Annotated in this window: 15 protein-coding genes; 7 read left to right on the top strand and 8 right to left on the bottom strand. The window is 68.6% G+C overall.

The annotated features are described in order from the left end of the window. Positions 1-5: 5 nt before the first annotated feature. A complete protein-coding gene (locus CA951_RS02260; RefSeq protein WP_087555276.1) occupies positions 6-788 on the bottom strand; it encodes an IclR family transcriptional regulator in 783 nt (260 codons plus the stop codon). Between the two features lie 199 nt (positions 789-987). Between CA951_RS02260 and CA951_RS02255 the strand changes: the two genes are divergently transcribed. Genes CA951_RS02255 through CA951_RS02245 form a run of 3 tightly spaced genes read left to right on the top strand, consistent with a single transcriptional unit; the run spans position 988 to position 3646 of the window. Beyond that, positions 988-1755, top strand: a complete 768-nt coding sequence (locus CA951_RS02255; protein WP_087555275.1) for a CoA transferase subunit A — start codon at positions 988-990, stop codon at positions 1753-1755. Then, on the top strand, positions 1752-2414 hold the full coding sequence (locus tag CA951_RS02250; RefSeq protein WP_087555274.1) for a 3-oxoacid CoA-transferase subunit B: 663 nt from the start codon (positions 1752-1754) through the stop codon (positions 2412-2414). Before CA951_RS02255 ends, CA951_RS02250 begins: the two co-directional genes overlap by 4 nt. 32 nt (positions 2415-2446) lie before the next feature. Then, positions 2447-3646, top strand: a complete 1200-nt coding sequence (locus CA951_RS02245) for an acetyl-CoA C-acetyltransferase (RefSeq protein WP_087555273.1) — start codon at positions 2447-2449, stop codon at positions 3644-3646. A 32-nt stretch (positions 3647-3678) separates the two neighbouring features. Here the strand turns inward: CA951_RS02245 and CA951_RS02240 are convergent, their stop codons facing one another. Next, positions 3679-4341, bottom strand: a complete 663-nt coding sequence (locus tag CA951_RS02240; RefSeq protein ID WP_087555272.1) for an enoyl-CoA hydratase-related protein — start codon at positions 4339-4341, stop codon at positions 3679-3681. After that, on the bottom strand, positions 4341-4976 hold the full coding sequence (locus tag CA951_RS02235; protein ID WP_087555271.1) for a TetR/AcrR family transcriptional regulator: 636 nt from the start codon (positions 4974-4976) through the stop codon (positions 4341-4343). The genes CA951_RS02240 and CA951_RS02235 overlap by 1 nt, the downstream gene beginning before the upstream one ends. Positions 4977-5129: 153 nt before the next feature. On the opposite strand from CA951_RS02235, the gene CA951_RS02230 reads away from it, so the two are divergent. From CA951_RS02230 to CA951_RS02215, 4 genes are read left to right on the top strand one after another with little or no spacing between them, the layout of a single operon-like run. After that, positions 5130-6572 carry a sugar porter family MFS transporter gene (locus CA951_RS02230; RefSeq protein WP_087555270.1) on the top strand — a complete coding sequence of 481 codons (1443 nt, stop codon included), beginning with the start codon at positions 5130-5132 and terminating at the stop codon, positions 6570-6572. Between the two features lie 36 nt (positions 6573-6608). Further along, on the top strand, positions 6609-6968 hold the full coding sequence (locus CA951_RS02225; RefSeq protein ID WP_087555269.1) for a universal stress protein: 360 nt from the start codon (positions 6609-6611) through the stop codon (positions 6966-6968). Between the two features lie 8 nt (positions 6969-6976). After that, positions 6977-8161 (top strand): Gfo/Idh/MocA family protein, encoded by a 1185-nt coding sequence (locus CA951_RS02220; protein WP_087555268.1) that lies wholly within the window; start codon positions 6977-6979, stop codon positions 8159-8161. Position 8162: 1 nt separating this feature from the next. Further along, on the top strand, positions 8163-9164 hold the full coding sequence (locus tag CA951_RS02215; protein WP_087555267.1) for a Gfo/Idh/MocA family oxidoreductase: 1002 nt from the start codon (positions 8163-8165) through the stop codon (positions 9162-9164). A 1-nt stretch (position 9165) separates the two neighbouring features. Here CA951_RS02215 and CA951_RS02210 read toward each other — a convergent pair whose 3' ends face one another. From CA951_RS02210 to CA951_RS02190, 5 genes are all read right to left on the bottom strand, one after another. After that, positions 9166-9789, bottom strand: coding sequence for a nucleoside/nucleotide kinase family protein (locus CA951_RS02210; RefSeq protein WP_087555266.1), 624 nt, complete (start codon positions 9787-9789; stop codon positions 9166-9168). A gap of 5 nt (positions 9790-9794) precedes the next feature. Then, positions 9795-10202 (bottom strand): hypothetical protein, encoded by a 408-nt coding sequence (locus CA951_RS02205; RefSeq protein ID WP_143542961.1) that lies wholly within the window; start codon positions 10200-10202, stop codon positions 9795-9797. A 77-nt stretch (positions 10203-10279) separates the two neighbouring features. Then, on the bottom strand, positions 10280-11866 hold the full coding sequence (locus tag CA951_RS02200) for a GMC oxidoreductase (protein ID WP_087555264.1): 1587 nt from the start codon (positions 11864-11866) through the stop codon (positions 10280-10282). Between the two features lie 128 nt (positions 11867-11994). After that, the gene (locus tag CA951_RS02195; protein ID WP_087555263.1) at positions 11995-12540 is read right to left on the bottom strand and encodes a TetR/AcrR family transcriptional regulator; all 546 of its coding nucleotides are present in this window, start codon (positions 12538-12540) and stop codon (positions 11995-11997) included. 7 nt (positions 12541-12547) lie between these two features. Then, the gene (locus tag CA951_RS02190; RefSeq protein WP_087555343.1) at positions 12548-14056 is read right to left on the bottom strand and encodes an APC family permease; all 1509 of its coding nucleotides are present in this window, start codon (positions 14054-14056) and stop codon (positions 12548-12550) included. Positions 14057-14176 lie beyond the last annotated feature (120 nt).

Here is a 14176-nt window from a genome sequence, read left to right as displayed (position 1 = left end):
CTGGTTCAGCCGCGGCTCCGCGGCCGGTCGGCGAGTAGCTGGGTGAGCCGGTGTGCCTCACGGAGGAGGAATTCTCCCAGCTCACGGCGTCGTTCCTCACGGAACCGGCTCTCCACCCCGGTGATGCTCAGCGCCCAGGCGGGCGATCCCTGGGTGTCGAAGACGGCGGCGCCCATCCCCCAACTGCCCTCGACGAGCAGTCCGGGGTTGACGGTGTAGCCGTTGAGGCGGGTCTCCGCGATCCGCTCGGCGATCTTCTCCCGGCTGTGCTGCGGCCCCCATTCGCGGGTGACGTCCGCGCGCGCCAGGTACTCGTCGATCTCGCGGTCCGGCAGGTGCGACAGGATGACCATCCCCGCCGTCGCCACCCCGAGCGGAAATCGGATACCGATGTGCAGCACGTGCGAGCGCAGCGGGAAGCTGCCCTCCTCGCTCGCAATGCAGACCGTTTCGTCGCCGCGGCGAGCGGACAGGAACACGCTTTCGCCGGTCTCGCGGGCGAGATCGCGGAGGATGTCACGGGAGCGGTCCGTGATGTCGTACCGGCTGGCGGCGAGCGAGCCGAGCAGGTACAGCTCGGGTCCGAGCGACCATTTGCCCGACTTCAGGTCGCGGTCGACCAGTCCCTCCTCTGCCAGCGAGACCAGGAGGCGATGCACGGTGGGGCGGGCGAGCCCCGTCTCCCGCGCCAGGGCGGACGTCGAGGATCCCGAGGATTCGAGGGCCGCGACGGCCCGCAGGATCGATCCCACCCGGTGGATGACCTGTGGCCGCTGCGCCTCGTCCATGACCGGAGTATACGTCCACTCAGTGAACGCTCTTGTCCACGACGTCCAGACCGCGAGCAACATGTCCGATCTCCTTGAAATGCATGAAGCGACCCCTTTTAGTGGAGCAAAGCCCGCCGCAGAGGTCGTCCACTGGATGGACGAAATGTCGCGGGAAGGCGGTTTCGCCGGGTTTCGGCGGCCAGAAGAAAGGATGCACATGGGATCGAGAGTGTTCGACACCCCGGAAGAAGCTGTCGCGGACGTGTCCGACGGCGCGACGATCGCCGTCGGCGGATTCGGCCTGTGCGGAATCCCCGACTCGCTGATCCGCGCGCTCGCCGACTCGGGTGTCGGGAACCTCGAGGTCTTCTCCAACAACTGCGGTGTGGACGACCACGGGCTCGGGATCCTGCTGGGCGCCCGCCAGATTCGCCGTGTCACCGCGTCGTACGTCGGTGAGAACAAGGAATTCGCCCGCCAGTACCTCTCCGGTGAGCTCGAGGTGGAACTCACCCCGCAGGGCACGCTGGCCGAACGCCTCCGGGCCGGCGGTGCGGGCATCCCCGCGTTCTTCACCCCCGCCGGTGTCGGCAGCCCGGTCGCCGACGGCGGCCTGCCGTGGCGCTACGCCGCCGACGGTTCCGTCGCGCTCGCGTCGCCCGCCAAGGAAACCCGGCAGTTCGGCGACAAGCGCTACGTCCTCGAACTCGGCATCACCGCCGACTTCGCCCTGGTCCACGCGCTGCGCGGCGACACCGCCGGCAACCTGGTCTTCGACAAGACGGCCCTGAACTTCAACCCCCTCGCGGCCATGGCCGGGAAGGTGACCATCGCGCAGGTCGAGGAACTCGTCCCCGCGGGCACCATCGATCCCGCCCAGGTGCACCTGCCCGGAGTCTTCGTTCAGCGCATCGTCGAGACCGGCCCCCAGAACAAGCGGATCGAGAAGCGGACAGTCAGCAGCACGGAAGGAGCCACTCGATGACCGGCACCAACGGATGGACACGTGACCAGATGGCCGCCCGCGCGGCCGCGGAGATGGTCGACGGCGAATACGTCAACCTCGGCATCGGACTGCCGACGCTCATCCCCGGGTACCTCGACACCGACGTCACCGTCACCCTGCATTCCGAGAACGGGATCCTCGGCACCGGCCCCTACCCCACCGACGACAACGTCGACCCCGACCTGATCAACGCGGGCAAGGAGACGGTCACCGTCAACGCCGGCGCCGCGTTCTTCGATTCGGCGCTGTCGTTCGGCATGATCCGCGGCGGCCACATCGACACCGCCGTCCTCGGTGGCATGCAGGTTTCCCGCACCGGCGACCTCGCCAACTGGATGGTCCCCGGCAAGATGGTCAAGGGCATGGGCGGCGCGATGGACCTCGTGCACGGGGCGAGCCGCGTCATCGTCCTCATGGAGCACACCGACCGGGACGGCAACCCCAAGATCATCGACACCTGCACCCTGCCGCTCACCGGCCAGTGCGTCGTCAACCGCATCATCACCAACCTCGCCGTCATCGACGTGGTCGGTGACGGCACCCTCGCCCTGCGTGAGGTCGCCCCCGGTGTCACCGTCGACGACGTCGTCGCCGCCACCGGAACCCCCCTCGAGATCCGCGAATCCGCGCTCGTCTGACCGACATTCGCCACGACACCAAGGACATACCCATGACTTCACGCACCAGGTCCGTCATCGTCGCCGGGGCCCGGACCCCCGTCGGCCGGCTGACGGGTTCGCTCGCGACCCTCTCCGGATCCGACCTCGGCGGCATCGCCATCAAGGGCGCCCTCGACAAGGCCGGGGTGGCACCGGAACTGGTGGAGTACGTGATCATGGGGCAGGTCCTCACTGCCGGCGCCGGTCAGATCCCGGCCCGGCAGGCCGCGGTCGCCGCGGGCATCCCGATGTCGGTGCCCGCCGTGACCGTCAACAAGGTGTGCCTGTCGGGTCTCGACGCCATCGCGCTCGCCGACCAGCTGATCCGCGCCGGCGAGTTCGACGTCGTCGTCGCCGGTGGGCAGGAGTCGATGTCCCAGGCGCCGCACCTGCTCCCGGGTTCACGGGGCGGTTTCAAGTACGGCGACACCACCCTCGTCGACCACCTCGCCTACGACGGCCTCTACGACATCTTCACCGACCAGGCGATGGGCGCACTCACCGAGACCCGGAACGCGAACACCGACAAGATCGGTCGCGAGGAGCAGGACGCCTTCGCCGCCGCGTCCCATCAGCGTGCCGCGGCCGCGTGGAAGAACGGCCTCTTCGACGACGAGGTCGTTCCCGTCACCATCCCGCAGCGCAGGGGTGAGCCGGTCGTCGTCACCGAGGACGAGGGCGTCCGCGCCGACACCACCGCGGAATCGCTGTCGAAGCTGCGTCCCGCGTTCAGCAAGGACGGCACCGTCACCGCCGGGTCCGCGTCGCAGATCTCCGACGGCGCCGCGGCCGTCGTGGTGATGAGCAAGGCCAAGGCCGAGGAACTGGGCCTGGAATGGATCGCCGAGATCGGCGCCCACGGCGTCGTCGCCGGGCCGGATTCGACGCTCCAGCAGCAGCCCGCCAACGCCATCGACAAGGCCTGCGCCCGAGAGGGACTCGACGCCGCCGCCCTCGATCTCGTCGAGATCAACGAGGCCTTCGCCGCCGTCGGCATCGAGTCGACCCGGCAACTCGGAATCGACCCGTCGAAGGTCAACGTGAACGGCGGCGCCATCGCCATCGGGCACCCGCTCGGCGCGTCGGGTGCACGGGTCGTGCTGCACCTCGCACTCGAGCTGAAGCGACGCGGCGGGGGAACCGGCGCCGCCGCCCTGTGCGGCGGCGGCGGACAGGGCGACGCCCTGATCCTCCACGTGCCGGGAAAATGACCCCTACTCTCGCCCAGTAGGTTTCGCGTCGGTCACGACCGCCCCGAGGCGAGCGCGGCGACGGCCGTCGCGAACATGGTCGACTTGATCGCACCGAGCGTGCCGGCGTCCTTCCCCACGAGCGGCGAGATCAGGTCGACAGCGGCGTCGAGGACCGCGCCTTCGGGCGCGGTCCCGTCGACCAGCCCACTGCTGTGCGCCTCGGTGCCGCCGTACCGATGGCCGGTGGTCATGGCGGTGATCGCGGTCTGCGGCGTCAGCTTGGCCTGGATCAGGGCCGCCATGCCCGGGGTGAACGGAATGTGGATGTCGACCTCGGGGAAGCAGTAGAACCCACGGTCCGACCGCATCACCCGGTAGTCGTGGGCGATCCCCAGCATGGCGCCGGCGCCGAACGCGTGCCCGTTGACGGCGGCCACCGTCGGCAGCGGCAGCGTCAGAATTCGACTGAACAGGGCCTGCACGCGCCCGACGTACCAGTCCGCGCGGTCGCCGTTGGCCAGCAGCCAGTCCAGGTCGAGGCCGTTGGAGTAGAACTTTCCGGTGGCCGTGGTGACCAGTGCCTGCGCGCCCTGCTCGTGCGCGTCGTCGATGAGTCGGTCGACGGTGTCGAGCCACTCGAGCGAGAAACGGTTTTCGTCTTCGCCGAGGTCGAGCACGGCGATCTTGTCCCGGTAGGTCAGGGTGGCGGTCATCAGGAACCTTTCGTGGTGCTGTCGTGACGTTTCCCCGGGGGCGGGGGGTCGAGTGCGAGGACGGCGCGGACCGCCGCCTCCAGGCGCCGGCGCATGGCGTCGTCCGGTTTCCGCCGGGCACGGAGCAGCAGTCCGGTGGGGAGTCCGACGACGCACGCTTCGATCACTTCGACCGCGCGACCGTCCCTGCGCCCCCACAATGCCTGCGCCAACCGGACGAAGAGTTCGACGAGGACGGAGTCGAGGCGCGCCAACTCGTCCGCGACGTCCTCGGGGACGTCGGATCCGAGCAGTTCGTCGCGCCGCACGGTGAGCAGGAGTCGCGACGACTGCGGGAACTTCTCGGCGAAGACGGCCGGGGTGTCGGCGGCCGCGACGACGGCGTCCACGGGACCCCGCTCCAGCGCGTGCTCGACCGATTCCTGTTGCAGGTCGAGAAATCGGTGCGCCGCACGCAACCATGCGCGTCCGACAAGCCCTCCGCGGGAGCCGAATGCGTGATAGATGGCGCCGTTGGACATCTCGGTGGCGGCGGCGACCGCCCGCAGCGTGACCGCGCTCGGCCCGCCTTCGACCGCCAGCCGTTCGGCAGTGTCGAGCGCGGCGTCGAGATCGTGGACGCGTGGCCTGGGCATACGGCGAACGATAACAGATCATGCGTTCTATTACTCGTCGGTAGGTAGCGGTCCATCGCGCAGTGGGAGCCACCCGATGATCAGCTAGCCGTTGTGCCCCGAGTCACAATGGGTTAGCTTTGTCCGGACATAAACACATTACGTGTTCTGCACATGGAATACGTCGAGGAGATGTTCATGGCCAGCGATCTCACCCGAACTACCGCCCAGCACCTGCCCGCCGACGCGCCTGGACGGCACTCGCACAGGCTCGGCGTCATCGCCGTCGTCGCCACCTTCGGCGGCCTGCTCTTCGGATACGACACCGGCGTCATCAACGGCGCACTCGAACCGCTCAAAGAAGACCTCCAGCTCACCTCGTTCACCGAGGGCCTGGTGGTCAGCATCCTGATCTTCGGCGCCGCGATCGGCGCCCTCATCGGCGGCCGGATGTCCGACCGGTACGGACGCCGGCACAACATCCTGGTACTCGCGATCATCTTCATGATCGGCACGCTCGGTTGCGTGCTGTCCCCCACGTGGGAGATCCTCGCGCTGTTCCGCTTCATCCTCGGCCTCGCCGTCGGCGGCGCATCCGCGACGGTGCCCGTGTATCTCGCCGAGATCTCCCCCGTCGAACGGCGCGGCAGCGTGGTCTCCCGCAACGAAGTCATGATCGTGTGCGGGCAGTTCGCCGCATTCGTGATCAACGCCGTCATCTTCAACATCTGGGGTGAGCACGAGAGTGTCTGGCGCTTCATGCTCCTGATCGCCGTCGCTCCGGCCATCGTCCTGTTCGCCGGAATGCTGAGGATGCCGGAGAGCCCGCGCTGGCTGATGTCGCAGGATCGGCACGACGAAGCACTTGCCGTGCTCCTCCAGGTCCGGTCCCCGGAGCGGGCGCGCGCCGAACTGGAAGAAGTCCAGGCGCTCGCGGAGGAAGAGAAACTCGCACAGACCGGCGGACCCGCGGACCTGTCGGTGAAGTGGATCCGCCGCCTCATCTTCATCGGCGTCGGACTCGGCGTGTTCCAGCAGGCCACCGGCATCAACTCGGTGATGTACTACGGCACCCAACTGCTCGGCGACGCCGGATTCTCCTCCAACGCAGCCATTGTCGCGAACACCCTCAACGGACTGTTCAGCGTGCTCGGCGTCCTCACCGGTATCGCCCTGATCAACCGGATCGACCGGCGGAAGATGCTCATCGGCGGTTTCGTCCTCACCACCACGTTCCACCTGCTCGTCGGCCTGTCGGCGTTCCTGCTGCCCGACGGCACCGCGAAGGCCTACTTCATCCTCGTGTTCGTGGTTCTGTTCGTCTTCTCGATGCAGGGCACGATCGGCCCCCTGGTGTGGCTGATGCTGTCGGAGATCTTCCCCCTGAAGATCCGCAGCTTCGCGATCGGCATCTGCATCTTCATGCTGTGGATCGCGAATGCGATTGTCGCGCTCGTCTTCCCGCCCCTCGTCGCGGCACTGGGGATCGCCGCCACGTTCTTCATCTTCGCGGGCCTCGGCGTGCTGGCCCTCGTGTTCATCACCACCCAGGTCCCGGAAACCCGCGGCCGCTCCCTCGAGGAACTCGAAGAGCAGTTCCGGCGCGAGTATTCGTGACCGGTGCCGCACCGAGTCCCCTGAAAGGTTGATTTCATGACAGTGCTCGTCGCAGTGACCGACACCTCCGAAGGATCGCACGCCCTCCTCGCCGGCAAGAAGGAAGCCGCGATGCTGGACACCGATCTGCTGGTGGTGAACCTCTCCCTCACCGAACCCGAAGAGGTGCACACCCTCGCGGACGACGGAGTGACCGTCCTCGACCGGATCGGCCGCGGCGACCGCGATCCCGCGACCGCCGTGCTGGATCTGATCGACGACCGGCCCGACATCGAACGCCTCGTGATCGGCGTCAAACGCCGCAGCGCGGTCGGCAAGGCCCTCCTCGGCAGCGTGAGCCAACGGCTCATCCTGCAGTCCCCGATTCCGGTTCTCGCGATCAAAACCCCTCAGTAGGAGCCGAGTTGAGCAAGCAAGAAAGCCTGCGGCTGTCCGCGGGTATGGTCGGCGGCGGGCAGGGTGCCGACATCGGCAAGACCCACCGCTACGCCATGCGCCAGGACGACCGATACGACCTGCAGGCGGGGGTCTTCGGGCGGGACGCCGCGTCGTCGGTGCAGATCGCAGAGAGCCTCGGTGTACCGGCCGAGCGCACCTACCGCGACTACAGGGAGATGGCCGAACGGGAATCCGCCCGCGAGGACGGCGTCGACGTGGTAGCCGTGACCACCCCGAACGACAGCCACTTCGACGTCGCGCGCACGTTCCTGGAGGCAGGCATCTCGGTGGTGTGCGAGAAGCCCCTCACCCGCGACTCGGAGTCGGCCGCGGAACTCGTCGCGATCGCCGAGTCGTCCGGCGCCATCCTGGCCGTCCCGCACTGCTATTCGGCGTACGCCATGGTGCGGCACGCGGCCCGGATGGTGCGCGACGGCGACCTCGGGCGCATCCGGTTCGTGGCAGTGGAACACGCGTCCGGGTGGGCGGCGACACCCCTGGAACTCGGCGAACACCGGCAGGCGCGGTGGCGCACCGACCCCGACGTCGCGGGATTCCCCAGCGTCGTCGGCGATCTCGGCACCCACGCCTTCCAGCTGTTGCGGTTCGTCACCGGTCTCGAGGCGACCCGGGTGTCTGCCGAACTGGACACCCTCGTCCCCGCGCGGCGGGTGTTCGACAACGCCACCGTGCGCCTCACCCTGTCCAACGGGGCGCCCGCGACGCTGTGGGCGAGCATGGCTGCCACCGGCAACGAGCACGGCCTGCGCATCCGGGTCTTCGGCGACACCGCGAGCATCGAATGGCAGCACGAGGATCCGCACCACCTGACGGTCCGCGACCTCGACGGCGGCACCACGATCCTCGCGCAGGGAATGCGCACCCTGTCCGAGGACGCCGCCCGGCTCACCCGTCCCGGTCTGGGACACCCCGAGGGCTTCCTCGAGGCGTTCGCGAACTTCTACCGCGACCTCGCGGACGAACTCCGCGCCCGCCGCGACGGCGAGCCCACCACCATCCGCGATCTGTCCTTCCCCACCGGACGCGACGGACTGATCGGCGTCCAGTTCGTCGAGGCGACGGCCGCCTCCGACGCTGCCGACTCGGCCTGGGTCGTTCCCGCTTTCGCACACGTAAAGGTCGGTATCTGACATGCAGCGTTTCGCCCTCATCGGAGCCGGGTTCATCGGCGGTGTCCACGGCGCCAACCTCGCGGCGCACCCCGACGTCGACCTGGCGCTCGTCTTCGACATCGATTTCGCGCGCGCGACGGACCTCGCCAAGCGGCACGGCAGCCGCGCGACCACCGATCTCGCGGAAGTCTTCGATCCCACGGCGATCGACGCCGTCTTCATCGCGTCGTCCACCGACACCCACGCCGAGCACCTCCGCACCGCGGCGACGGCAGGAATCCCGGCCCTGTGCGAAAAGCCCATCGATCTCGACCTCGCGCACGCCGTCGACATCGTGCGCTTCGCCGACTCCCGGTCACTGCGGGCGATGGTCGATTTCAACCGCCGCTTCGATCGCGACTACGCCGAACTGCAGCGGGTGGTCGCGTCCGGCGAGATCGGCTCGGTCGAGCTGATACAGATGACCAGCCGCGGCCCGGCGATGCCGCCCCTCGAGTACATCGCCGTCTCGGGCGGGCAGATGCGCGACCAGACCGTCCACTTCTTCGACTTGGCGCGGTGGATCTCCGGGCTCGACCCCGAGTCGGTGTTCGCGACCGGTTCCACACTGGCCGAACCCCGCCTCGCCGAGTACGGCGACGTCGACACGTCAGCCGTCACGCTGCGTCTGCCCGGCGGCGCACTCGTCCAGATCGACTGCACGCGGCGGATCGGCTACGGCTACGACGAACGCATCGAGGTGCTCGGTTCCACGGGCATGGTCGAAGCGCGGCGTCAGCGCGCCGGATCCGTTTCCCGGTACAGCGCAGGTCGCGTGGTCGAGGACGGGATGCACGCGGGATGGTTCGAGAGGATCCGGGCCAGCTACCGCACCGCGCTCGACCACTTCGTCGACGCGCTGGAGAACGGCGCCGCCATCGGACCCACCCTGTCGGAGGCGTTGAAGGCACAGGCGATCGCCGAGGCCGCGACCCGCTCGCTCACCAGCGGTCGCATGGAGTCGATCGAGTACCCGGCCTGAGTCACACCGGGTCGCCGCGGACGACGACGTCGGCCCGGGCACGGCCTGGCGCAACTAACGTGGCGTTGCGTTCGTCGCTGCGCCGCACCCACTCTCGCGCCTCGTCGGGTGACTTGCCGAACCGGACGTGCCGCTCGACGAGGCGGGCGACGCGCTCGTCGCCATCCGGGGCGAGGAACCACGCCTCGTCGAGCAGGGCACGCACCGCCGACCACGGTCCCTCGTCGAGGAGTAGGTAGTTGCCCTCGGTGATCACCAGCGGAACGTCCGGCGGGACGGCGATCGACCCGGCATACGACTCCTCGACCTCACGGTGGAACTGCGGGGCGTACACCGTCTCGCGGTCGGGGTCCCGCAGCCTGCGCAGCAGCGCCACGTACCCGGCGGCGTCGAAAGTGTCGGGTGCGCCCTTGCGTTCGGCCCGGCCCAGGCGGGCCAGTTCCGCACCCGCCAGGTGGAATCCGTCCATCGGCACGACCACCGCGGACGACCCCAACCCTGCCAGCACCGCCGCGGCCACCGTGCTCTTCCCCGAGCCCGGGGGTCCCGCGATGCCGAGAACGCGGCGCGTGCCCGGCGCGGCGAGCGCCCGGGCGCGCGCGACGAGTTCCTCGAGTCGGCCCACGCCTTCTACGGTGTCACGTAGAACGTGCCGACGCTCGGTGTGCCGTACACGTCGTACAGCCCCGGGAGACGAGCCGTCACGGTGACGAGGATCTGGCCGGGTCCCGTGGTGACCGCGTCCCGGCCGGGAGTCAGATCGGTGATGACCCCGGAGGCCCCGGTCGACAGGTTGATCCACTGGAATTCGTAGCCGTAGCCGTCCGGGGTCGGATAGATCTGCCCGTGCCCGTGGTGGACGACGATGTTGTAGAACGCGCCGCCGCGGGTCAACGGCCAGCCGACCACCGTTCCGGGAACTTGGAGAGTGGTCACGCCGTCGAACTGTGGCGGCTCGGCGAACGCCGGCCCGGCGCCCCCGATCCATGCGCTCACCGCGAGCACCCCGATCATCAACCGTCGCACAACTCGACTCACGTCGATCCCTCCCCTGGTTCGGATTCCGCTGGTATGTCCGATTCCGAGGACGATTCGTTACGGGTCGAAATCTTCGGTCAGAAAACCGTCCCGACGTCCCGGGCGACCAGGTGGTCCATCGCGCGTTCGGCGACCGCGGCGATGGTCATCGACGGATTGCACGCGGCGGTGTTGCCCGGCATCAGGGCGCCGTCGAGCACGTACAGCCCCCGCTGGCCGAGCACCCGGCCTTCCAGATCGCAGACCGAGTCCATCGACGCCCCGCCGAGCGGGTGCCAGGTCGAGGGGAAGAGTGCGTTGGTGTCCGTGAGGATGCTTGCCGGACCGGCGATCTGCCGCACCATCGGATCGATGGTGCCGTTCTGGATGACGGCGTCACCCTCCTTGGGCCAGCGGAGCACCGCGTCGTCGGTGGCCGGGTCGTATACGAAACTCCCCCGCCCATCGCTGACGCCGTAGCCGACCAGCATGGTGCTGCGCGCGTCGAAGGACAGAGGGGGTATCGACGCCTGAATGACCGTGGCCGCGGAGGCGGGGTCGTCCCAGTTCAGACTGCCGTAGACCACCGGACCGCCCTGCGGAGCGCCGAATTCTTCTTCGAGGCTCGTCCACACGTAGATCCGGTCGGCGTTGGTGCCCCAGCCGGACCCGAGCCCATCGGGCAGGTCCGGAATCCGGCCCGTCGCCGCCGCGCGCACCAGCAGTTTGGTCGTGTTCAGGCTGCCGGCGGCCATCACCAGGGCATTCGTGGTGAGGATCTTGTTCTCGAGCACGGCGCCGGACGTGTCGATCCGGTCGACGTACACCGTCCATCGGCCGTCCGCGGCCCGCTCGACATCGGTGACCTGGTGCAGAGTTTCCACCGTCACGCGCCCGGTCGCCTCCGCGGCGGCGATGTATGTGACGTCGACCGAGTGCTTGCCGCCGTTGTTGACCCCGAGCGCGCCGTCGCCGTTGGTGTACGAGGGCTTCATCCGGCCGCGAAGTTCGTCGAGCGCGAAGTTCCAGTCGATCGGCATCGGTATCTTCGACACCGGGAGCCCCGCGCGCTGCACGTTCTGCGCAAACACCCTCGCCGCCTGATAATTCGGGCTGTCGATCAACTGGTCGGGGGCGACGCTGAGCTGCAACATGCGCGCGACCCGCGGGTAGTGCACCCGGTCCATCGTGGCCCAGCCGAGTGCCTCGGGCAGGTGCGCGTTGAAGACGGACTCGGCCGGTTGCAACGTCATCCCCTGGTAGACAAGGGAACCGCCGCCGACGCCCGCGGCGCACAGTGCGGTCATGTTGTCGCCGGGCACCGCCTCGAGCAGTCCGGTGTACGGGTCCAGCGCCACCGGCCTGCCGAACAGTTGCGGACTGGACCGGTACCACAGGATCCGCTTGTCCGGGGCGGTCGCACGGGGAAAGGTCTCCGCGTCCGGCCCTGTCGGCCAACGCATTCCGCGCTCGAGCACCAGAACCGGCACACCCGCCTCCGCGAGCCGGAGCGCCGCGACGCCGCCACCGAATCCCGACCCGACGACGATGACCCGGTGGTCTTCGCGCGTGAACGGAACGGTCAGGCGGCGGCCGGCCCCGGCCTGCGCGACAGGCGGGCTCGCCAGCGCGAGACCCGCGGCCGCGGCCCCGGCGAGAAAGGAACGGCGGTTGAGTGCAGGCACAGATTTCCCCCAGATCACAGACGGACTCACTCGGCGAGATGTCGATCGATCAGTGTGGAGCACTTCACTTGGGCGTGCTCAAACTAGACACTTCGAGGCAGATGTGTCAAGAAATACTGGGTCGGCGGTTACGCCGGCATCGCCGGCAGCAGCCAGCGGGTGAGAAACCGGCGCAGGTCGTCGTCGGCGTGCACGGCGTCGTCGTCGAATAGGACGACCGACAACGCCAGCCGCAGCGCGATCTCGACGATGTCGTCCAGACTCGACTCCACGCCGGGGTCGCGCTCGGCGAGCGGTGTGAGCAGTTCGCGCGCCACGGGTTTCGCGCGAGACATCATGCCCGTGTCGAACACCGGGTTGCCCCGTTCCGCCTGGAGCAGGGCGGCCAGCACCGGATGCGTGCGCACCGCTTCCCGGCCCGCGACAATGAGTTCGACGACGTATTCGCAGGTGGTGTCGGTGGCGTCCAGCCGGGAGTGGATCCCGCCGAGCACCTCGACCGCGAGACCGGAGATCGCCTGCGAGACCAGTTCCTCGCGCGACCCGAAGTTGGAGTACACAGTCTGCCGCGCGACGCCCGCACCGCCCGCCGCCGCTGCGATGGTGACCCCTTCGAAGCCGTCACTCGCGATCAATTCGAGCGTGGCGTCCAAGATCTTCCTCCGCGACCGCATGCGCCCATTATCGAGCACGATTCCGATCGGCCCGGTCGCGGCTGCTCGGCGCCTCGGCCGGGACCGCGGGTTCGGCGTCCACGTCGGTGGTGCCCAGCCGCGCGTAGAGGTCGGGGTTGCGTCGCGCGAGCCGCATGCCGAGCGCCAGCCCGATCACCAGACTGACTGGCGTGACGGCGACGAGGACCGCGTTCACGGCGGGTCCGGCGGCGGTGAGCAGGTCCATCTTGGCCACGATCAGCCACGTCGCGTACATCAACATGGCGAGGGCGGCCGCGGGGGCAACCCGCACTCTCCAGACCGAATGCCCGCGGCGATCCCGCCAGAAGAATGCGAGAACGGCCGCGGCGGCCATGGCCTGGAGGACGACGATGCCCACGACGCCCGGCGAATTCACCCACAACAGTAGTTGGAGGTATGGGTCGGCACCTGCGAGCGCGAACCCGGCGATCACGACCGCCGCGAGCAGGCTCTGCACGGCGCTCGCCACATACGGCGACTTGTAGACGGGGTGCAGTTTGCCGAGCACCCGGGGCAGTACGTGCTCGCGCGACAACGCGAAGGCGTAGCGGGTGATTGCGTTGTGGAACGCGAGCAGGCTGGCGAGGATGCTCGTGATGATCAGCAGTTCCATGAGCGTGCTCGCCCAGCCGCCGACGTAGTTCTCGATGGCGTCGAAGTACATCGCGGCGGGGTCCGAGGCGGCGAGCGCGAGCGCCTGATCGGGCCCGTACGCCTGGATGATGATCCACACCATGAAGGCGTAGAAGAGGCCGAGGAACGCGACCGCCAGGTACGTCGCCCGGGGGATCGTGCGGGACGGGTCCTTCGCCTCCTCCCGGTAGAGGGCGGTCGCTTCGAACCCGATGAACGCGGCGAACGCCAGCGTCAGCACCCCGCCCAGTCCGGGACTGAAGACGTGGGCGGGAGCGAAGGACTCGACGCCGAGGCCCTCGGCGCCGCCCCGCAGGAGGACTGCGACGGCGAGCAGAACCAGGATCCCGGTCTCGGCGCTCAGCAGCAGGATCAGGAACCGCGCGCCGACGTGGACCGACCGCGACCCGAGGAACCAGATGAGCCCGACACCGATCAGCGACCACAGTCCCCACGGCAGGTCCAGGCCGACGAGATCCGCCATGGTGGACTGGGTGAAATACCCCAGGGCGCCGAAGATCCCGATCTCGAGGGCGTTATAGGACACGAGGGCGAGGACCGCGGCCGCCAGACCCCATCGGGGGCCGAGCCCGAGCGAGATGTACGAGTAGAACGCTCCCGCGTTGTGGATGTACTTGCTCATCGCGGTGAAGCCGATCGCGAACACGCCCAGCGCGAGCCCGGCCAGGATGTACCCGCCGGGCGCCCCGATGCCCCCGACGTTCAGAGCCAGGGGCGCCACGCCCGCCATCACCAGCAACGGCGCGGCGGCCGCGACGACGAAGAACACGATGCCGGCGGTTCCGAGGGCGCCGCCCTCGAGTTGCGCGCCGGAGGCGGGTCCGGGTGCGGTTTTCTTCATGAGGAACTTCTCCAGTCCGGGCAGGGGCGCGACGGCGAGGAAACCAGGGCGCGGATACGCGACGAGGAACAATCGAATGTGTTTCGATTAGACTAGAACGTAGTGACCGGCGCCACAAGG

Source organism: Rhodococcus sp. NCIMB 12038 (assembly GCF_002165735.1).
Classification (GTDB): Bacteria; Actinomycetota; Actinomycetes; order Mycobacteriales; family Mycobacteriaceae; genus Rhodococcus_F.
The sequence above is the reverse complement of the archived record's forward strand: the minus strand, read 5'-3'. Positions and strand labels throughout refer to the sequence as shown.

Coding starts and splice junctions, on each gene's coding strand:
- CA951_RS02260 (WP_087555276.1), bottom strand. CDS start 788: ATGGACGAGGCGCAGCGGCCACAGGTCATCCACCGGGTGGGATCGATC.
- CA951_RS02255 (WP_087555275.1), top strand. CDS start 988: ATGGGATCGAGAGTGTTCGACACCCCGGAAGAAGCTGTCGCGGACGTG.
- CA951_RS02250 (WP_087555274.1), top strand. CDS start 1,752: ATGACCGGCACCAACGGATGGACACGTGACCAGATGGCCGCCCGCGCG.
- CA951_RS02245 (WP_087555273.1), top strand. CDS start 2,447: ATGACTTCACGCACCAGGTCCGTCATCGTCGCCGGGGCCCGGACCCCC.
- CA951_RS02240 (WP_087555272.1), bottom strand. CDS start 4,341: ATGACCGCCACCCTGACCTACCGGGACAAGATCGCCGTGCTCGACCTC.
- CA951_RS02235 (WP_087555271.1), bottom strand. CDS start 4,976: ATGCCCAGGCCACGCGTCCACGATCTCGACGCCGCGCTCGACACTGCC.
- CA951_RS02230 (WP_087555270.1), top strand. CDS start 5,130: ATGGAATACGTCGAGGAGATGTTCATGGCCAGCGATCTCACCCGAACT.
- CA951_RS02225 (WP_087555269.1), top strand. CDS start 6,609: ATGACAGTGCTCGTCGCAGTGACCGACACCTCCGAAGGATCGCACGCC.
- CA951_RS02215 (WP_087555267.1), top strand. CDS start 8,163: ATGCAGCGTTTCGCCCTCATCGGAGCCGGGTTCATCGGCGGTGTCCAC.
- CA951_RS02195 (WP_087555263.1), bottom strand. CDS start 12,540: ATGCGGTCGCGGAGGAAGATCTTGGACGCCACGCTCGAATTGATCGCG.
- CA951_RS02190 (WP_087555343.1), bottom strand. CDS start 14,056: ATGAAGAAAACCGCACCCGGACCCGCCTCCGGCGCGCAACTCGAGGGC.